Origin of the sequence: Pseudarthrobacter sp. MM222, assembly GCF_947090775.1 — a bacterium.
Classification (GTDB): domain Bacteria; phylum Actinomycetota; class Actinomycetes; order Actinomycetales; family Micrococcaceae; genus Arthrobacter.
In genome coordinates, this window is record NZ_OX352321.1 from 1,379,540 (window position 1) to 1,399,045 (window position 19,506).

The 19,506-nt window shown below is 68.1% G+C and carries 18 protein-coding genes; 9 read left to right on the forward strand and 9 right to left on the reverse strand.

The genetic code is table 11. The annotated features are described in order from the left end of the window. Positions 1–27: 27 nt before the first annotated feature. Positions 28–1,410 (forward strand): MFS transporter, encoded by a 1,383-nt coding sequence (locus tag OM977_RS06205; protein ID WP_264356635.1) that lies wholly within the window; start codon positions 28–30, stop codon positions 1,408–1,410. A 116-nt stretch (positions 1,411–1,526) separates the two neighbouring features. On the opposite strand, the gene OM977_RS06210 is transcribed toward OM977_RS06205, so the two are convergent. Beyond that, positions 1,527–2,465: a LysR family transcriptional regulator gene (locus OM977_RS06210; protein ID WP_442960723.1), complete on the reverse strand. Its 939-nt coding sequence runs from the start codon at positions 2,463–2,465 to the stop codon at positions 1,527–1,529. 135 nt (positions 2,466–2,600) lie between these two features. On the opposite strand from OM977_RS06210, the gene mmsB reads away from it, so the two are divergent. Both mmsB and OM977_RS06220 read left to right on the forward strand, forming a co-directional pair. Then, the gene (gene mmsB, locus OM977_RS06215; protein ID WP_264356637.1) at positions 2,601–3,503 is read left to right on the forward strand and encodes a 3-hydroxyisobutyrate dehydrogenase; all 903 of its coding nucleotides are present in this window, start codon (positions 2,601–2,603) and stop codon (positions 3,501–3,503) included. 48 nt (positions 3,504–3,551) lie between these two features. Beyond that, a complete protein-coding gene (locus OM977_RS06220; RefSeq protein WP_264356638.1) occupies positions 3,552–5,036 on the forward strand; it encodes a CoA-acylating methylmalonate-semialdehyde dehydrogenase in 1,485 nt (494 codons plus the stop codon). A gap of 2 nt (positions 5,037–5,038) precedes the next feature. On the opposite strand, the gene OM977_RS06225 is transcribed toward OM977_RS06220, so the two are convergent. The 3 genes from OM977_RS06225 to OM977_RS06235 all read right to left on the reverse strand — a co-directional run bounded on the left by OM977_RS06225 (position 5,039) and on the right by OM977_RS06235 (position 7,673). After that, complete coding sequence (locus OM977_RS06225) at positions 5,039–5,590, reverse strand: SHOCT domain-containing protein (protein ID WP_264356639.1); 552 nt, start codon at positions 5,588–5,590, stop codon at positions 5,039–5,041. Between the two features lie 78 nt (positions 5,591–5,668). Further along, on the reverse strand, positions 5,669–6,772 hold the full coding sequence (locus OM977_RS06230; RefSeq protein WP_264356640.1) for a winged helix DNA-binding domain-containing protein: 1,104 nt from the start codon (positions 6,770–6,772) through the stop codon (positions 5,669–5,671). 25 nt (positions 6,773–6,797) lie between these two features. Next, complete coding sequence (locus OM977_RS06235) at positions 6,798–7,673, reverse strand: SGNH/GDSL hydrolase family protein (RefSeq protein ID WP_264356641.1); 876 nt, start codon at positions 7,671–7,673, stop codon at positions 6,798–6,800. Between the two features lie 83 nt (positions 7,674–7,756). Between OM977_RS06235 and OM977_RS06240 the strand changes: the two genes are divergently transcribed. Then, a complete protein-coding gene (locus tag OM977_RS06240) occupies positions 7,757–8,407 on the forward strand; it encodes an alpha/beta hydrolase (RefSeq protein ID WP_264356642.1) in 651 nt (216 codons plus the stop codon). Between the two features lie 34 nt (positions 8,408–8,441). On the opposite strand, the gene OM977_RS06245 is transcribed toward OM977_RS06240, so the two are convergent. Further along, positions 8,442–8,678: an RNA-binding S4 domain-containing protein gene (locus OM977_RS06245; RefSeq protein WP_264356643.1), complete on the reverse strand. Its 237-nt coding sequence runs from the start codon at positions 8,676–8,678 to the stop codon at positions 8,442–8,444. A gap of 33 nt (positions 8,679–8,711) precedes the next feature. Between OM977_RS06245 and OM977_RS06250 the strand changes: the two genes are divergently transcribed. The 3 genes from OM977_RS06250 (at position 8,712) to OM977_RS06260 (ending at position 12,237) form a co-directional block, all read left to right on the forward strand. Further along, the gene (locus OM977_RS06250; protein ID WP_264356644.1) at positions 8,712–9,680 is read left to right on the forward strand and encodes a DMT family transporter; all 969 of its coding nucleotides are present in this window, start codon (positions 8,712–8,714) and stop codon (positions 9,678–9,680) included. Positions 9,681–9,847: 167 nt separating this feature from the next. Then, positions 9,848–11,233, forward strand: a complete 1,386-nt coding sequence (locus OM977_RS06255; RefSeq protein ID WP_264356645.1) for a glycine--tRNA ligase — start codon at positions 9,848–9,850, stop codon at positions 11,231–11,233. Between the two features lie 2 nt (positions 11,234–11,235). After that, positions 11,236–12,237 carry a GNAT family N-acetyltransferase gene (locus OM977_RS06260; RefSeq protein WP_264356646.1) on the forward strand — a complete coding sequence of 334 codons (1,002 nt, stop codon included), beginning with the start codon at positions 11,236–11,238 and terminating at the stop codon, positions 12,235–12,237. Positions 12,238–12,321: 84 nt separating this feature from the next. Here the strand turns inward: OM977_RS06260 and OM977_RS06265 are convergent, their stop codons facing one another. The 4 genes from OM977_RS06265 to OM977_RS06280 all read right to left on the reverse strand — a co-directional run bounded on the left by OM977_RS06265 (position 12,322) and on the right by OM977_RS06280 (position 16,294). Beyond that, positions 12,322–13,761, reverse strand: a complete 1,440-nt coding sequence (locus tag OM977_RS06265; protein WP_264356647.1) for a short-chain fatty acid transporter — start codon at positions 13,759–13,761, stop codon at positions 12,322–12,324. Between the two features lie 73 nt (positions 13,762–13,834). Continuing rightward, complete coding sequence (locus tag OM977_RS06270) at positions 13,835–14,680, reverse strand: lysophospholipid acyltransferase family protein (protein WP_264356648.1); 846 nt, start codon at positions 14,678–14,680, stop codon at positions 13,835–13,837. Then, entirely contained in the window at positions 14,680–15,495 is an 816-nt protein-coding gene (locus tag OM977_RS06275; protein WP_264356649.1) for a DUF1295 domain-containing protein, read from the reverse strand. Before OM977_RS06275 ends, OM977_RS06270 begins: the two co-directional genes overlap by 1 nt. A gap of 16 nt (positions 15,496–15,511) precedes the next feature. Further along, entirely contained in the window at positions 15,512–16,294 is a 783-nt protein-coding gene (locus tag OM977_RS06280; RefSeq protein WP_333474009.1) for an alpha/beta hydrolase, read from the reverse strand. Between the two features lie 260 nt (positions 16,295–16,554). Here OM977_RS06280 and OM977_RS06285 point away from each other — a divergent pair, with 260 nt between their 5' ends. Together OM977_RS06285 and OM977_RS06290 are read left to right on the forward strand one after the other, a co-directional pair. Continuing rightward, complete coding sequence (locus tag OM977_RS06285; RefSeq protein WP_264356650.1) at positions 16,555–17,928, forward strand: FAD-binding oxidoreductase; 1,374 nt, start codon at positions 16,555–16,557, stop codon at positions 17,926–17,928. Positions 17,929–18,042: 114 nt separating this feature from the next. Then, complete coding sequence (locus OM977_RS06290; RefSeq protein ID WP_264356651.1) at positions 18,043–19,479, forward strand: YibE/F family protein; 1,437 nt, start codon at positions 18,043–18,045, stop codon at positions 19,477–19,479. The last annotated feature ends 27 nt before the right edge of the window (positions 19,480–19,506 follow it).

Consider the following 19,506-nt stretch of genomic DNA (forward strand, 5'->3'; position numbering starts at 1 on the left):
GTCGACGGCGACACCAAAGGAGTCGAAATGAGTACGCACAACGCAGCCGCCAGGCGCCCGGAAGAGCCCGACGTCAAATCGTCCGGCCTGAAGAAGGTGGTGACGGCGTCCATGGCCGGCACCGTCGTGGAATGGTATGAGTTCTTCCTCTATGCCTCCGCCGCCACCCTCGTCTTCGGCAAGCTGTTTTTCCCGAATTCCGGCACGGAGCTGGACGGCATCATTGCCGCCTTCGTGACGTACGCTGTCGGCTTCGTGGCCCGCCCCATCGGCGGCATCGTCTTCGGCCACTTCGGCGACAAGTTCGGGCGCAAGCAGCTCCTCCAGCTCAGCATCATCCTGGTGGGCGTCGCGACCTTCGCGATGGGCTGCCTGCCGACGTTCCAGCAGATCGGCTACTGGGCTCCGGCCCTGCTCGTCTTCCTGCGCTTCGTCCAGGGCTTCGCCGTCGGCGGCGAATGGGGCGGCGCCGTCCTCCTGGTCGCCGAGCACAGCCCGAGCAAGTCCCGCGGGTTCTGGTCCTCCTGGCCGCAGTCCGCCGTTCCGATGGGCAACCTGCTCGCGACCGGTGTGCTGTTCGTCCTGTCCTCCACATTGTCCTCGGCCGACTTCCTCAGCTGGGGCTGGCGCGTAGCGTTCTGGCTCTCCGCCGTGATCGTGATCGTCGGCTACTACATCCGCACCAAGGTCCAGGACGCCCCGATCTTCCTGGAAGCCCGCAAGGAAGTTGTCGTTGAGAACAAGGGCTACGGCGTCGCCGAGGTCTTCCGCCGCTACCCCCGCGGCGTCTTCACCGCCATGGGCCTGCGCTTCGCAGAAAACATCCTCTACTACCTCGTGGTGACCTTCTCGATCACCTACCTGAAGATCATCGTCCAGACCGACACGTCCCGGATCCTGCTGCTCCTGCTGGTCGCTCACGCCATCCACTTCTGCGCCATTCCGCTGGTCGGCAAGCTCTCCGATAGCCTTGGCCGCAAGCCGGTGTACATGGCCGGTGCGCTCCTCGGAGCAACGTGGGGCTTCTTCGCCTTCCCGATGATGGACACCAAGAACGACCTCATCATCCTGGCCGCCATCACCATCGGCCTGCTGTTCCACTCGCTCATGTACGCCGGGCAGCCGGCGCTGATGGCCGAGATGTTCCCGACCCGGATGCGCTACTCCGGTGTCTCGCTCGGCTACCAGGTGACCTCGATCGTGGCCGGCTCGCTGGCTCCGATCATCGCCACCGCCCTGCTGAGCCAGTACAAGTCCTCCACCCCGGTGGCCGTCTACCTGCTGATCGCCTGCGCCATCACGGCCGTCGCGGTGTTCTTCCTCAAGGAAACCCGCGGTATCTCGCTCCACGACGTCGACGCCGCCGATGCCCAGGGCACCGCGGACCTGCTGGCCTCCGGAAAGAAATAACGGGCAAAAATATCAGGCAAGAAGTAACCGCTAAGAAGTAACCGCAACAGCCCCTGTCCCTGCTCCGCGGGGACAGGGGCTCTTGCGTGTTTGGCGGCAGATTTCGTCCGTGCTCCTCAGCCGGCCAGCACTGCCTGGCGTTCGCTGATCTCGATCCGGACCGCCTCGATCACGGCCTGCACAGGGGCGGAGCGCAGCGACTCCGAGCGAGCCACCGCCCAGATGGGAAGCTGGCGCTGGAAGTCGTCGGGCAGGACCGGCAGGAAGTCCGGGTTCCCCACCACCAGGAAATTCGGCAGCAGCCCGATGCCCGCGCCGCGCCGGACGGCCTCGAGCTGGGCGAAGATGCTGGTGGCCTGGAAACTGGAGCGCGGCACCGGGAGCTGGGTCGAGCGGTGGCCGAGTTCCGCGACCTGGAGCGAAGACTCAACGTAGGAGACAAAACCGTGCTGCCGGACGTCGTCGAGCGTGAGCGGCAGACCGCGCTCCCTGGCATACTGCGGGCTGGCGTAGAGCCTCAGAAAGTAGTTGCTCAGGAAAATGGTTTGCGCGTTGGTCACGTCCAGGTTCCCCACCACCACTTCAAGGTCCACTCCCGAGCGGTTCTGGCTGGCCTTGCGGGTGGCGCTGAGCATCTCCACGTTGAGCAGCGGGTGGTCCTGCTGCAGGCGCACGAGCGCCGGAGCGACGAAGGCCGCGCCGAAGCCGTCGGGCGTCGCGATCCGGACCAGGCCCGCCAGCAGATCCCCGGTCCGGGCGATGGTGCTGGACAGCGCCCCCAGCGTCCCCTCGATGGCTTCCGCCGCGGCAACCGCCTGGCTGCCGAGCTCTGTCAGCTCCCAGCCGTGCGGGCTCCGCTCCAGGGTGCGCCCGCCGAGCTGCTTGTCCAGGGCGAGGATGCGCCGGGAGATGGTGGTGTGAGTGGTGCCCAGGGTTTCCGCGACCGCATTGAACCGGCCCAGCCGTGCGACGGTCAAAAGGATCAGCAGGTCATCGGGGCTCGGAAGCCGCCTAGCGTCCACGAAATTCTCCTCCGCTGGCTCATGTGCATCCATGCACATGCCATCTGTAGTTTTTTGCCTTGATTGCACTGTAACAGGATGTGATGCTGGACACGGAAACATCCGGCGCCGAGGCCGGATGGCGCGCACTGCGCAAAGCAACAGCAGCAAAGCAAAGGAGCTTATGCCATGGCAGTAATCGCTTGGATCGGACTGGGGAACATGGGCGGGTCCATGTCGGTGAATCTGGCGAAGGCCGGGCATGAGGTCCGGGGCTTCGACCTCAACGCCGAGGCCCTCGCCGCTGCCGAAGCCGGCGGCGTCAAGCCTGCCGGCAGCATCGCCGCGGCCGTCCAGGGCGCCGACGTCGTCTTCACGATGCTGCCCAAGGGCGAGCACGCCCGCGCCGTGTACCTCGGCGAGGACGGCGTCCTGGCCCACGCGGACACCCGCACGCTCCTGGTGGACTCCTCCACGATTGATATCGCCTCGGCCCAGGCGCTGCACGACGCCGCGGCTGCCGCAGGCTTCCGCTTCGTCGATGCTCCGGTATCCGGCGGCATGAGCGGAGCGAAGGCCGCCACCCTGACCTTCATGATCGGCGGCGAGGCAGGCGCCGTCGCCGAGGCCACCGAATACATCCGTCCAATGGCGGCGAACATCATCCCGACCGGCGGCGCCACCACCGGCCAGGCCGCGAAGATCTGCAACAACCTCATGCTCTTCATCAACCTGGCCTCGACCGCGGAGGGTGCCGTCCTGGCGGACCGCCTCGGACTCGACAAGCAGGTTTTCTGGGACATCGCCTCCGTGTCCTCCGGCGACAGCTGGGCCCTGCGCACCTGGTACCCGGTGGCCGGCGTCGTGCCGACCGCCGCATCCAACAACGACTTTGCCCCGACCTTCACCACGGAGCTGGCCAACAAGGACATCGGACTGGCCATCAGCGCCGCCCGTGACACCGGCACTCCGCTGGAGATCGGCGAGCACGTCCAGCAGCTGTTCCAGCGCCTCATCGACTCCGGCGAATCCGGCAAGGACTGCTCGATGATCATCAAACTCATCGACGGCTCCCTCGAGTCCGCCAAGTAGCCTCCCCAGCACGCTCACCACCTGCACCACACGAAAGAGACCCACCCCATGGAACGTATTCCGCACTTCATCAACGGCGCCCTGATTTCCGACGCCGACCGCTTCGGCCCGGTCTTCAATCCGGCCACCGGCGAGCAGGAAAAAGAGGTCGCCCTGGCCTCGGCCGCCCGCGTCGAGGAGGCCATCCAGGCCGCCCGCGCCGCCCTGCCGGCGTGGCGCGCCACGAGCCTGGCCAAGCGCACCAACATCTTCTTCAAGGTCCGCGAACTGCTGCTGCAGCGCCGCCCCGAACTGGCGGCCCTGCTGACCAGCGAACACGGCAAGGTCCTCTCCGACGCCGAGGGCGAGATCACCCGCGGCCTGGAGAACATCGAGTTCGCCACCGGCCTGTCCCACATGCTCAAGGGCGAACGCTCCGAGCAGGTCGCCGGCGGCGTCGACGTCCACTCGGTCCGCCAGCCGGTCGGCGTCGTCGCCTGCATCACGCCGTTCAACTTCCCGGCCATGGTGCCGTTGTGGATGATCGGCAGCGCCCTGGCCTGCGGCAACACCGTGCTGCTCAAGCCCAGTGAAAAGGACCCCTCCTCCGCCATCTTCATCGCCCAGGTCTTTGCCGAAGCCGGCCTGCCGGCCGGTGTGCTCAACGTGGTGCACGGGGACAAGGAAGCCGTGGACGTGCTCCTGGAGCACCCGGACGTCAAGGCCATCAGCTTCGTCGGCTCGACGCCGATCGCCCAGTCCATCTACAAGCGCGCCGCCGACCACGGCAAGCGCGTGCAGGCCCTCGGCGGAGCCAAGAACCACATGGTGGTCCTGCCCGATGCGGACCTGAACATGGCCGCCGACGCCGCCGTCTCCGCCGCCTATGGGTCCGCGGGGGAGCGCTGCATGGCGGTCAGCGTGCTCGTCGCCGTCGGCAACATCGCCGACGAACTCGTGGACGCCATCACCACCCGGATGGCGACGCTGAAGATCGGCCCTGGCACCGACCCGGCCTCGCAGATGGGTCCGCTCATCACGGCCGAGCACCGCGACAAGGTGGCCTCGTACGTCGCCGGCGCCGCCAGCGAAGGCGCCACCGTGGTGGTGGACGGCCGGGACCAGGAGTTCGACTCCAACGGCTTCTTCATCGGCGTCAGCCTGATCGACCACGTCAAGCCGGGCATGAAGGTCTACGACGACGAGATCTTCGGTCCCGTGCTCTCGGTGGTCCGCGCCGATACCTACGCTGACGCGGTCCGGCTCGTCAACGACAACGAGTTCGGCAACGGCGTGGCGATCTTCACCCGCGACGGCGGCGCGGCCCGGCAGTTCGAGTTCGACGTCGAGGCGGGCATGGTGGGCGTCAACGTGCCGATCCCGGTGCCGGTGGGTACCTTCTCCTTCGGCGGCTGGAAGAACTCGCTCTTCGGCGACACGCACATGTATGGCCCGGAGAGCATCCGCTTCTACACCCGCGGCAAGGTTGTCACCACCCGCTGGCCGGACCCGTCCACTTCGGTGATCGACCTCGGCTTCCCGCAGGTCGACTGAGGCTAGCCCTTCATGATCTCCGCCCGCTGGGCCATGTAATCCTCCATGGTCAGTTCACCGTCGCTGTACCGCTGGTCCAGTTCCGCCAGTTTCCGCGCGCGGAAGCCCTGCGGGGCGGACGGCGGCGGGGGCACCGGCGGGCCGGGCTGCTGCTGGCCGGGCTGGGGCCGGTTGGCCGGGTACTCCGGGCTGTCCTCGTAGGGGACGGGGGACTGATAGCCCTGCTGCGGGTAGAGGGGCTGTCCGGGGTAGGGCTGGCCGGGGAACTGTTCGCCCGGGTACGGCTGATTCGCCGGCGGCATGGGCTGTTGCGGGGCACCCAGTTGGCCGAAGCCACCGTAATAGTCCCGCTGGGTGAAGCCGTCCCGGGGCTGCTTGTTCTGCTGGCCGGGGTCATTGCCGGAGTTGTCTCCGGGGATTTGACCGAACTTCCCCAGGAACCCGCCGGGCGTGCCCTGGTTCTGGTTCCTGCCGCGCATGGATTTCCGGTACAGGCGCAACGCCATCGGGACCAGGAAGGACAGAACGATGAGCCAGAAGAACAAATTGTTCACGGTACGGCGCCTTTCAGAAGGTGTCCTCCCAGCTTAAGCCCGGACCGGTCCCGGACCACCCGCGTTCCGCGCAGGGCGTTACAGCCGGACAGCCGGTATCCCCAGGAAGCCGCCGTAGGCCGCGACCAGCCGGCTGAGCTCGTGCTCGTCACCGGGATGGTGGTTGGAGTCCAGCCGGACGTCGAGTTCGCACCGTCCCCGGACGATGTTGTGCCGCCACACCCCGGCGAGCCGGCCGTTCCGCAGGACCAGATGCAGGGGCCCGCCGGCAACTGGCACCAACGGTACCGGGCCGCCGAGGAAGTGCCGCGTCTTCGAATATCCCATCACGTATTCGTCGTAACACTGGATCAGGTCAAGGCGACCCGGCCGGTTCACGCCCCCGGCGTCCGCACGGCCGCTGAAGCAGCAGGCGACGCCGTCGATCATTGCCGTTGCGAGTGCTTCGGGCGCCATCTCCCGGGCGAGCTGCAGCCCGGTCCGAACGTCCGACAGTGTCAGTCGGGACCAGTCGGCGCAGTCCTTCTCGGTCGCCGGGCCGCGGCTGGTGAAGTAACGGCGGGCCAGCTCCGCGAGCGCCCGCGGCCGCTCCATCAGGCCGGCCGGTGCGGCGGGGACCCGTTCGTCAAAGAGCGCATATGTTTGCTTCAGCGCGCCGCCGGCGCTGCGCACGGGGGAACCGCTGACCAGGACGCCGCTGGCCTCGGCAAACATGATCCGGTAGGCGAGTTCCAGGCCTTCAGCGCCGAAACCGGCCCTGCGGAGTGCAGCCGCGAGCTGCTCCCGCGTTTTGTGCGCGCCGCCCGCCACTGCGCCGGCCAGGACGTCGCTGCTCCTGGCCGCGTTGGCGGCGTCGACTCCGGTCCGGCGGTACGTCGCGGCGTTGGCCTGATGCACGCGGGGGCCAGAGAGGGCCAGGAGCCAGCGCAGATCGTGCCGGTGCACGAAGTGCCAGGTGGGCCGCAGGATGTGGGTGCGCAGGATGGTGCCCTCGGACACCGCCTCTTCGACCCCGGCGGCGGAGCCGCCAGCGGTGCGCTGTGCCAGCGTCCAGCGCGCGTACGCGAACTCCTGGGCCTGCACCGCGAGCAGGTTCTGCAGCGCTTCCTCCGCCGTCGCGGCGAACGGCTCGCGCAGCTGCTGCCCGCGGAGCCGCAGCCGCACGACGTCGTCGGCGTCCATCGTTGCCAGCCGCAGCCTCAGGCGGTCAGGACCGCACCGGTTCCTGGGCGCCGGGCGGGCCTTCGCCCGAGCCCAGCGGCACCCCGGGACCGAAGACCGGGCCCGGCAGGGGGCGCTTGGCGGTGATGCCGTCGCCGGATGACCGGTGCCGCAGGCGCCGGACCACCCACGGCACAAAGTGTTCACGGGCCCAGACCAGGTCCCCGCTGCGGGCTTCGCGCCAGCTGCGGGGCGGAAGCGGCTTGGGGGACAGCGGCTCCAGGGTGTGCTGGACATTCAGCGAATCGAGCACCATGGCCGCGATCGTGTGGTGTCCCAGCGGCGAGAAATGCAGCCGGTCCGGATCCCACATCCGGGAATCGTTCAGCTGCCGCAGGGACCACATGTCCGCGATCACGGCGTCGTGCCGTGCGGCGACGGTGCGGAGGTTCTCGTTGTAGATGGCCACCTTGCTGCGGATCCGCCCCAGCACGGAAGAGCCCGTGTCCGGGCCGTTGAAGAGGACCACCGTGGCGCCGGCCAGGCTCAGGATCTGCACTACCGAGTCCAGCTTCTCCGCCAGCGCGTCCGGATCGCCGCCGGGCCGGATCAGGTCGTTCCCGCCGGCGGACAGGGTGACGAGGTCCGGCCGGAGGGACAGGCAGTGGGCCAGCTGCTGGTCGACGATCTGCTGCAGGAGCCGGCCACGGACGGCCAGGTTGGCGTAGGCAAAGCCTTCGTGGCCGCGGCTCAGTTCCTCAGCCACGCGGTCCGCCCAGCCCCGGTGTCCGCCCGGGCTCTCCGGTTCGGGATCGCCGATGCCCTCGGTAAAGGAGTCACCCATGGCCACGTACCGGCTCCACGGGTGGCTGACCGTGTCATCTGATGGATTGTCCATGCCCTCGGATTCGCTCACCTTCATATCCTGCACTCTTCCCGCAAAGCTACGCCACCGTTGCTTGTTACTGGCAGGTAAAGGGAGGAACGAACTGCAAGAATGGACCCATGACTCAAGCCGCTGCCTTTCCCGCGCCCGTTGTCCTGTGGTCCCAGCCCGAGGAGGAGCGCGCCGGCAAGCCGCTGCTCGTCCTGCTGCACGGCTACGGGGCCAACGAACAGGACCTGCTCAGCCTGGCGGACATGCTTCCCCGGGACTTCGCGGTGGCCTCCGTGCGCGCCCCCCTCGTCTCCGGCCCCGGCTTCACCTGGTTCCCGCTGACGGCCTCCATCGAATATTCGCTCGACGCCGTCAAAACCGCTTCCGGGTATGCGCTGGACTGGATCGACTCCGTCAAGGCCAACCACCCCTCGGTGACGCTGCTGGGCTTCTCGATGGGCATGGCCATGGCGACCACGCTGCTGCGGCAGCGTCCCGCGGACTTCGCCGCCGTCGTCGGGCTGTCCGGATTTGCCGTCGACGCCAATTCGGACCCGAGCTTCCGGGACGCCGAACTCGACGGGACCGTGCCGATGTTCTGGGGCCGCGACCAGCAGGATCCGGTGATCACGCCGGACAAGATCGACTTCACCATGGGCTGGGTGCGGAAGCACGTCAAGCTGACCAAGGTGCTCTACACCGGAATGTGGCATGGCATCAACCAGCAGGAAGTTGGCCATGTCTCCGAGTTCCTCACCCACGAGGTGCTGAACAAGTAGGGCGCCAGGGGCCCGGCCACCAGGCGCCGGGACCCTAGGCGCCCGCGGGGGTGCTGATCCGGACGGTACGGCGATTCACGGTCACCGTGTCACCGTGGTGGAGTTGACGGCCGCGGCGGTCATCGATCTCACCGTTGACCTTGACGAGCCCGCCTTTGATCAGCTCCGCCGCCTCCACGCCGTCCTCGACCAGGTTTGCCAGCTTCAGCAGCTGACCCAGCCGGATCATGTCGTCGCGGATGGGGATTTCTTCAATTTCCGGGTTGCTCATACAAGCAATGATGCCCGACGTAAGGGAACACCAATGACCCACGCCCCCCGACTGCCCCTCGTCGCCGGCCTGCCGCTGGCCGTCGCGGCCGGCCTCCTCATCCCCGTCCAGGGCAGGATCAACGGCGCGCTGGGCGTGGCGCTCGCGGACGGCATCGCCGCGGCCGTGGTCAGTTTCACCACGGGGCTGCTGCTGATCACCGCGGTCTCGCTGCTGCTGCCGAAAGGCCGGGCCGGCCTGGCGCGGATCCTGCCGGCCGTCCGGAACCGGGAGTTCCCGCCGTACTACGTCCTCGCCGGCTGCATCGGAGCGTTCTTCGTGTTCACGCAGTCCTTCACCGTCGGCCTGCTCGGTGTCGCCCTGTTTACCGTGGCGGCCGTGACCGGCCAGACGCTGAGCGGGCTGCTGGTCGACCGGATGGGGATCGGCCCGGCCGGTAAGAAACCGATCACCGGCATCCGGGTACTGGGCAGCATCCTGACCGTCGCCGCCGTCGCCTGGGCCGTATCCCCGCGGCTCGGCGGAACGGGTCCGGAGCTCCTGCAGCTGCTCGCCCCCGTGCTGCTGCCCGTGCTCGCCGGCTTCCTGATGAGCTTCCAGCAGGCCATGAACGGCACGGCGACGGTCCACTACGGCACCCCGATCACCGCCACCCTGGTGAACTTTGTCTCCGGCACGACCCTGCTGTGGCTTGCCTGGCTGGTCAAGCTCGCGGTGGCCGGCGCCGGCAATCCGCTGCCGGGGCAGTGGTGGTATTACCTCGGCGGGCCGATGGGTTGCGTCTTCATCGGCGTGGGCGCCCTGCTGGTGCGCAGCCTGGGCGTGCTGGTGACCGGACTCGGCATGATTTCCGGCCAGCTGCTCGGCTCGCTCGGGCTGGACCTGGCCTTTCCCGCGCCCGGCACCGTGGTGGCGCTGCCAACGGTGCTGGGAACCATGTTGACCCTCGCCGCCATCATCCTGGCCACCCTGCCCTGGCCAAAGGGGGCCCTGAAGCGTTGACCCCGGCGGCCCGGTAGGCTGGTAGGCGCAGCTTCCTGCACGCAAACACCTGTGCTTTTTCGTTGGCGCACTGTTTTGCGTTTTAGTGCCCCGTCCGGCAACCAGCCGGGGTTCCGGGGCTGAGACCGCGGACCGCACCCAGCGGCCCTGTAGAAAGTGGAGTTCCCATGGCAGCAAAATCCGTCCTCGACCAGATCATTTCCCTCGCCAAGCGCAGGGGTTTCGTATTCCAGGCCGGTGAAATCTATGGTGGCTCACGTTCTGCCTGGGACTACGGACCCCTGGGCGCCGAGCTCAAGGAAAACATCAAGCGCCAGTGGTGGCAGTCGGTGGTCCGCGGCCGCGAAGACGTCGTAGGACTGGACTCCTCCGTCATCCTGCCCCGCCAGGTCTGGGAAGCCTCCGGCCACGTCGAGGTCTTCTCCGACCCGCTGGTCGAGTGCCTCTCCTGCCACAAGCGCTACCGCGCGGACCACCTCCTGGAGGAATTCGAGGAGAAGAAGGGCCGCCCCGCCGAGAACGGCCTCAAGGACATCGCCTGCGCCAACTGCGGCACCCGCGGCGAATGGACCGAGCCGCAGGAATTCTCCGGCCTGCTCAAGACCTACCTCGGACCCGTTGCCAGCGACGAGGGCCTGCACTACCTGCGCCCGGAAACCGCCCAGGGCATCTTCGTCAACTTCAGCAACGTGCTGACCACTTCCCGCAAGAAGCCGCCGTTCGGCATCGGCCAGATCGGCAAGTCCTTCCGCAACGAGATCACCCCGGGCAACTTCATCTTCCGCACCCGCGAGTTCGAGCAGATGGAAATGGAGTTCTTCGTCGAGCCCGGCACGGATGAGCAGTGGCACGAGTACTGGATGAAGGAGCGCATGTCCTGGTACACCGGCCTGGGCATCCGCGACGAGAACCTGCGGTTCTTCGAACACCCGCTGGACAAGCTCAGCCACTACTCCAAGGGCACCACCGACATCGAATACCGCTTCGGCTTCCAGGGCTCGGAGTGGGGCGAGCTCGAAGGCATCGCCAACCGCACCGACTTCGACCTCTCCACGCACGCCAAGGCCTCCGGAACCGACCTCAGCTACTTCAACCAGGCCACCAACGAGCGCTACACGCCGTACGTGATCGAACCCGCCGCCGGCCTGACACGGTCCTTCATGGCCTTCATGATCGACGCCTACACCGAGGATGAGGCACCCAACGCCAAGGGCGGCGTGGACATCCGCACCGTGCTCAAGCTCGATCCGCGCCTGGCGCCGGTCAAGGCAGCCGTGCTGCCGCTGAGCCGCAACGAGGACCTTTCGCCGAAGGCCAAGGACCTCGCCGCCCAGCTGCGCAAGAACTGGAACATCGAGTTCGACGACGCCGGCGCCATCGGCCGCCGCTACCGCCGCCAGGACGAGATCGGCACCCCGTTCTGCATCACGGTGGACTTCGAAACGCTCGACGACCAGGCCGTGACCATCCGCGAACGCGACACCATGAGCCAGGAGCGCGTCTCCCTGGACAAGGTGGAAGGCTACCTCGCCGCCCGGTTGATCGGCGCCTGACCATGGCCGTCGAATACCGCGAGTGGCGCGAGGGCGATGACCTTGCCCTGCTGGAAATCTGGGGCGACCCCGAAACCGTCCAGGCCGGACAGTTCCGCGGCACCCTGGCGCCCTCGGGCAACTCGCCGTGGCGCCGCTGCATCGTGGCCGAGGACGTCGTGGACGGCGTGGCCATTCCGGTCGCCGCCGGCGTCGTCCACGAGGCCTCGCTGCACCCGGAACGGCTGTGGGCCTACATCGAAGTCGACCGGCAGCACCGCCGTGCGGGCATCGGCTCGACCCTGCTGACCATGCTCCGGCACGAAGCCGAGCAGTCGCCGTCGGGCGTTACCCGGCTACGGTGCAAGGTGGAGCCGGGCACGCCCGGCGCTGCCTTCGCCGCGGCGGCCGGCTTGGCCCCGATCCAGCGCTCCCGCCTCATCGTGGTGGAGCCGGGAGCCCTGAAGCTGCCCGTCTTCGGCGACGGGTCCGAGGCCGCGGCCGCCGAGCAGGTCGAGGACCTCGCGACCGGGTCGGTGGAGCTCAGTGACGTCGTGGGCCGGTACTACACGGTCGCCCACGCCTGGGACAGCCCCGGGGACCTGAGCATCGCCACCGTCCAGCGGTTGTTCCTGGATGAACTCAGCGGGGCCCATGGCGCGATCGTGCTCCGGGCTCCGATGTCCAGCGCGTTCGGCGACGGAGTGCCGGCCAGCAAGAAGGGCCGGATTGAGGCGTTTGCGATCAGCTACGCCGAGCTGGCCGCCGCCGCGGGGCAGGACGCGGCGCAGGCTTCGACCGGACAGCCGACCGACGTCTTCCTGGGCCACGAGCCGCAGCTCTCGCTGGAGGAGGCCCGGGCCGCGGTGCGGGACCTGCTGGCACTGATTGCGTTCCAGCATCCCGTGCTGCTGGAACTGGACGATTCCATGACGGCGCTGCTCGGCGTGGTCGAGCCGCTGCTGCACAGCGGCAAGGCCCGGGTCCATGGTGCCGACACGCTGATCGTCTCCGACCCGGCCTAAGCGTTAACCCAACTGACTCGCAGTTGTGGGCTGTTATAAAGCGTTATTGCGGCCACCAATGCGAGTCAGTTGGGTTAAGCGCAGTTACTTGGGTATTACCGGCGGGACGAAGTCGAACGTCATTCCCAGCAGCCAGACCAGCAGCAGTACCACCGGCAGGTGGAATAGGAACTGCAGGAAGGTGAAGCCGACGAGGTCGCGGGCCCGCAGCCGCAGCACCGCGAGCAGCGGCAGCATGAAGAACGGGTTGACCAGGTTCGGCAGGGCCTCGGCGATGTTGTAGATCTGCACGGTCCAGCCCAGGTTCATCTGCACATCGGTCGCGGATTGCATCACGTAGGGTGCCTCCACAAGCCACTTGCCGCCGCCGGAAGGGACCAGCAGGCCCAGCAGGGCGGTGTACAGGGCAATCACGACGGCGAACGCGCCGTTTCCGCCGATGTCCGAGAAGAACTCGGCCAGGTGCGCGGAGATGGTCATTCCGCCGTGGCCGGTGGCCTTGGTCAGGATCGCGGCCATCGCGGCGTACAACGGGAACTGGACCAGGATCCCGGCGGTCGCCGGGACTGCCTTGGTGACGGCCTGCAGGAAGTTCCGCGGTGTCCCGTGCAGCACCAACCCCAGGATCAGGAAGACCAACAGGTAGCCGTTGAGGCTGCTGACCACGGTCAGGAACGGCTTCGTCAGGAACTGCGAGACGAGCCAGCCGAGCGTCAGGAGTCCGGCCAGGATCGGCAGGATCATGCTGTATTCGAGCCACTCACCCGGCCGGGAGCGCGGTGCCGGTTCGCTGGGTTCGTCGTCGAGGTCGACGCCGAGATCCTCGGCGGTGCGGATCGCGCCGCCCTGGGGCGCGGAGAAGTGCGCGATCACGGTGGTGAGGGCCATCAGGATGACCAGGGTAAGCAGCGACTGCCAGGTGAAGATCGTGGTGCCGAAGTCCAGGATGCCGGTGATCTTCAGCAGGGCCGGCGGCAGCGACGCCGCGGTGGCCTGCAGCTGCGCCGCGGAGGAGGAGAGCCCGAGCGCCCAGACGGCGCCGAGGCCCATGAACGCGGCCGCCCCGAGCGCGCGGTAGTCCACCCTGAGGTCCTTGCGGCGGGCAATGGCACGGGCCAGCAGGCCACCGAAGATGAGGCTGAGGCCCCAGTTGAGGAAGGACACCGACATCGACATCAGCGCCACGAAGCTGACGGCGGTGCGGGCCGTGGCCGGGACGAGGGCCAGCCGGTTGATGAGCTTGGCCACGGGCGGGGACGTCGCCACGACGTAACCGGTCAGGACCACCATGGCCATCTGCAGCGTGAAGGCCGTGAGATCCCAGAAGCCGTTGCCGAAGGAGTCGGCGACCGACTGCGGCGTGGCGCCGATGGCCAGGGCGGCAACGGCGATGATGACGACGCCGGCGAGGGCGAAGATGTAGGCATCCGGGAACCACTTCTCGGTCCAGGCCGCCATCCGTTGGGCGATTCGGGCGAGACCGCGTTCTTCGGTTCCGCTATTCGTCAGGACTGTGTTTGCCACAGAGGAGTACCTCTCCATTGAGTGCGATTTTTCTACCCGATGGAGTTTAGTCCGTCACCGGTGGCAAGCGGGCTTATCGGCGCCGGCCGCCTGCGCGCCGCGGGCCTTCGGCCTCGTCCAGCCGCTGCCGCTCTTCCTCGCTGGGGGCGCCGCCGCCCCGATCCGCCGGCATCCACCAGGCGCCGGGGCGCGGGTCCAGCGGGAAGTCCGCGATCCCGGCGTCGATCCCGGCCTGCAGAACCTGCCGCAGCCTCGCGGTGGCAGCCACCGGGTCCTCCTCCGGCCCGACCCGCATCGGCTCGGCGACGTGGACGCGGACCGGGGCGCGCCAGGCCCGGAGCGGGGAGAACCAGCTATGGCGGGTCAACAGGCGGCGGGTCATCAGCCGGTGGGCTCCCCAGATGGAGACGGGGATGATCGGCACGCCGGCCTCGGCCGCCATCCGCACGGCGCCGGTCTTGCATTCGCGGACCCGGAAGCTGCGGCTGACGCCTGCCTCGGGGAGGATGGCGACGTACTCGCCGTCGCGGAGTTTCCGCACGGCGGCATCGTAGGCATGGGCGCCCGTTTCGTACCCGACGACGACGTGCCCGGCGGCGCTGACGGCCGGGCCCGCGAACCAGTGATCAGCCGCGCCCTGCGTGATCAGGAACCGCAGCTGGGCCTTATTGTGCCCCCACAGCAGCAGCTCGGCGAAGGCGAAGTCGAGGTAGCCGAAGTGGGTGATGGCGACGACGGCGCCCCGGCCCGGGAGGACTGGCCGGGGGCGGCCGCCGGATGTTGCCTCCTGCGGCGCGGACGCCGGCAGGTGCTCCTGTCCCGTGACGATCACGCGGATCCGGAAGAGCCGGCGCAGCGCCAGCCCGGTCCGGACAATGGCGCGGTAGAAACGGTCGCTGGGCCGGGGGCGCCAGGCCATCAGCGCCCGCCCGCACGTGGCCGGCGCGGCGGCAGCGGAAGGAACCCCGACGTGGACTCGATGTACTCCCGGTAGCCGGGCCGGCCGGACATCGCCTTTTCGGTCAACGGCTTGCCGGTCTTGCCGGCGAGGGTCCAGATCATCAGGGCGGGGGAGAGGACCGTCAGCACGCCGGGCCAGGAGTCTGCGGCGACCAGGAAGAGGCCGGCCCACACGGCCGCGTCACCGAAGTAGTTGGGGTGGCGGGTGTAGCGCCAGAGCCCGGTGTTGAGCACCGTGCCGCGCCTGGCCGGGTCGGCCTTGAACTGCGCCAGCTGCCGGTCGCCCACCGTCTCAAAGACAAACCCCAGGATCCAGAGCAAAACGCCCGGCAGCGCCAGCCAGCCCAGGCGCCCGGTGCTGAACATGCCCACCTGGACGGTGAGCGAGACGAAGAAGAGCACCACGCCCTGGGGGAGGTAGACCCGCCGCAGGGCATAGACGTTCCGGGAACCGGGGGCCGAGGAGAGCATGTCCACGTAGCGGGGGTCTTCATGCCCGCCGCGGGAACGGAGACCGATATGGACGGCAAGCCGGACGCCCCAGACGGCGACCAGAACCAGCAGCAGCAGGCGGCGGCCGTCGTCGCCGTGTCCGGCGGACAGGAGCCACGAGATCGCAGCGACGACGACGAAGCCGAGACCCCAGACAGTGTCGATCACGGAGTGGCGGTTCTGCCGGACGGCGACGGCGAACGTTGCAGCCAGCAGCACCGCGAGCCCGGCGGCTGCCCAGGGAAGGCTGGACAGGAAAGCGTCGAGCGGGAAGGCCGGCATCACAGGACCACCGGCATCACAGGACCACCGGGAGGCTGGCCCCGGCGGCCGGCAGGAGGCTGCGAAAGGCCTCCGTGCTGCGCGGCGCGGCGCCGCTGTCGCCAGCGAACGCGTCCAGGATGTAGCCGGTAGCCAGGGAGTTCCAGAGGCCCAGCCGGCGGACCATGAAGTGCCCGGCGCCCTTGAGGGACACATAGTCCACCGACTCCGCGACGCCCTCCGCGCGGCGGGCGTAGGCCAACGAGTTAGCGGGACTGGTCCAGCGGTCCTCGGTGCCGTGGACGATCAGCACCCGGCGCCCGGCGACGCGCTGCACCGGGGTGTCGCGGTTCAGCCAGGGCGCGAGGGCCACCACGGCCTGCACCTGCGGGTCATCGGCAACGCAGAGCGCAGTCAGGCCGCCCATCGAGTGGCCCAGCAGGTAGACGGGCAGGTCCGGATGGTCCCGGCGGATGTGGGACAGGGCCCAGCGGGCGTCCTGAACGGGGGACATGTCCGCCCCGTTCCAACCGCGGTACCGGTTCCGGAGCGTCCACACGGACAGGCCATGCGGCCCGCCCCTGGCCCGGAGGGTCTGGGCGAACGGCACCATCCGGGCCGGGCTGAGATGCCCGCCGCGGACGGATTCGTAACTGTTGGCCCGGCCCCCGTGCAGGACCAGGGCGACGCCCCGGGTTTTCCCGCGGGCTGCGGCAACGCTCAGCACGGCCTTCGCCGCAGCTCCGGAACCTGCTTCCCTGACTTCGCGGTCGTCTATCTTGCGAATTGCCACGCCGGTGTCCTCCACATCATCCGTCACTTACCAACGATAGGTTGCCCGACGGCGTTCCCGCCCGGTGGCTCCCTCGGATCATTCCCACAGGACATTCGGAGCCGAAACTCCGGGGGATTGGCGCCCTGGCCCCGTCCACGTCATTTGGACCCTTGACCGGGCAATGCCCGAGGAGTAGGCCTGTGCAGGTAAACCTCCGGACACCGTGCCGGCTGGGGGTGCGGATTGCCGTCCGGGGCAGGTCTCAGAACCACCATTCCGCTACAGAAAATGAGACGGTACAAAAAATGAACGGAATAAACGTCGACAGCCTGCGCGGGCAGGTCCGCGGCCAGATCATCACGCCGGACGACCCGGATTACGACGCCGCACGGGCGGTGCACAACGGCATGATCGACAAGAGGCCGGCCGCCGTCGTCCGGGTTTCCCAGGTGGCGGACGTAATCGCCTGCGTCAATTTCGCCCGGGACAACTCCCTTGATCTGGCCGTCCGCGGCGGGGGGCACAGCGCCCCCGGTTTTGGCACCGCCGATGGCGCCCTGGTCATCGACTTCGTCAAAACCTCAGGAGTCCGGGTTGATCCGGCTGCCAGGACCGCGCGCTCCGAGGCCGGGGCGACCTGGGCGGACTTCAACCACGCCACCCACGCGTTCGGGCTGGCGACCACCGGCGGCATCGTCGGCACCACCGGCGTTTCGGGGCTGACCCTTGGCGGCGGGATCGGCTATTTGAGCCGCCAGTATGGGCTGAGCTGCGACAACCTGATATCGGCCGACGTCGTCACCGCGGACGGCGGGTTCCTCACCGCAAGCGAGCGCGAGAATGATGACCTCTTCTGGGCGCTGCGCGGCGGCGGCGGAAACTTCGGCGTCGTTACGTCCCTGGAGTTCCGGCTGCACCCGGTTGACATGGTGTATGTCGGCGTCATCATCTACCCACTGGAGCATGCCGAGACGGTGTCGAGGTTCTACCGCGACCATTTGGCATCAGCGCCAGAAGAGCTGGGGGCATTCCTGGCCTTTGCCCTGGGGCCGCCCGTGCCGTTCCTGCCGGAGGAGTGGCATGGCAAACCCGTGTGCATCGTAGTGGGCATGTGGACCGGCGAACAAGCCGAGGGGCCGGCGCGGTGGCAGCCCTTCCTCGACATCGCACCGGTGGCCGGGTCCATGATGGGACCGATGCCCTACCCGGCCCTGAACCAGGCCTTCGACGCCCTTCAACCCAAGGGTATCCGGAGCTACTGGAAGGCCGATTTCCTGCCGGAACTCAGTGACGGTGCCATCGAGACCCACCTCCGGTACGGGAAGACCATTCCCACGGTCCAGACCGCCGTTCACCTCTATCCCATCGACGGAGCAGTTCAGCGGGTGGGCCAGGCCGACACGGCGTTCGCCAACCGGAACGTGAAATTCGCCCCGGTGATCGCCGCCTTCTGGGACGATCCCGCCGACACCGACGCGAACGTCACCTGGGTTCGGGACTATGCGGCGGCCCTGAGCCCGTTTTCGGCTCCCGGCGGCTACATCAACTTCATGGACGGCGACGACCTGCCCAGGGTCGCGGAGAACTACGGGCCGAACTATCGCCGGCTGACCGAGGTCAAGACGAAATACGATCCGCAGAACCTCTTCCACGTCAACCAGAACATCCCACCCGGCTAGCCGCCGTCGTCATCCCACGGCGCGCCGCGTTCCCGGCATCGACGTCATCCGCGTCATCGGGCAGGACAGGAGCCGTGGAGGCCGTAATGTTTTCGGCATGAGGTTGAACTGCTGATGGGCGCCGGACATGTCCACGCTCCCACCGAACATACGGCGCCGACTCCCCAGGCGCTCGCCGCCCGGAAGAAGGCAAACCGGATCCTGGCCGCCGTCCTGATCCCGCTGACCCTCCTGACGCTTGCGGCGATGGTCATGCTCTGGCCCTCCGGCAGCAAGGAGGGCATCACGCTGGCCAGCCCCTATGCCGCCGCGCCCGGCGTCACCTTCGACACCGGCAAGATCCAGCGCGTCGTGACCGGGAACTGCATGGACGGCGCCCAGCCCGGCGGGCAGGCCGATACTTCGGGACAGGTCCCGGCCGCCGGCGACGGCGCCCAACAGGGCTCCCAGTGCACCTTCGCGTTCACCGAGCCGGACAAAGGCGGCAACCCGGTCAAGGTGGTCATCAACCCCGACGTCGCCAAATCCCATGGCGTCAAGGTGGGGGACAACATCCGCTACCTGAATCTCTCCAAGGCCCAGGGTGCGTCCGAGGCCGCGGGCACGCCGGCGTACGTCTTCGTCGACTTCGTCCGGACCCTGCCGATCATCTTCCTGGCGGTGCTGTATGCCGTCGTCGTGATTGCCGTGGCACGCTGGCGCGGGCTGCGGGCACTGATCGGGCTGGTCGGTGCCTACGCCGTGCTGGTGACCTTCATGCTTCCCGGCCTGGTGGAAGGAAAACCGCCGCTCCTGCTCGCAATGGTGGGATCCACCGTGATCATGATCGGGGTGCTCTACTTCGCCCACGGCTTCTCCGCCCGGACCTCGACGGCGCTGCTCGGCACCATGTTCGGGCTCGGCATCACCGCCCTGCTCGCGGCGTGGGCCACGGACGCCGCCAACCTCGCCGGCGTCGGCAGCCATGATGCCGCCGCGCTCACCAACATTTCGGACAACATCTCGATCTCCGGCATCATCCTGTGCGGACTCATCATTTCCGGCCTAGGTGTCCTCAACGACGTCACCATCACGCAGTCCTCCGCCGTGTGGGAGCTGTGGGAACTCGCCCCGGAAACATCCGCCCGCCAGCTGTTCGCCTCGGCCATGCGGATCGGCCGGGACCACATCGCCTCAACGGTCTACACCATCGCTTTCGCCTACGCCGGCGCGGCCCTGCCGGTCCTGATCCTGGTAATGCTTTACGAGCGGCCACTCGGCGACGCCCTGACGAGCGCCGAGCTCTCCGAGGAAGTGATCCGCACGCTGGTCGGTTCGGTCGGACTGGTGCTCGCCATTCCGGTCACCACGCTGATCGCTGTACTGGTAGTCAAGGCAACAGGGGTGCGGGGACCCGCTCTGCCGGTCGCCGGAACGACGGCGCCCCGCATCCCTGCGGGCGCTCCGGACAGCGTCACTCCCGACGGCGTCCCTTCCGAAGGCGCCCCTTCCGACGGCGCCGGAACGCCCCCGGAAACCCGCCGCGGGCGGCGGGCGGCGGCACGGGGCTGACGGCGGCTTGTCCACATAGCCGGCCGG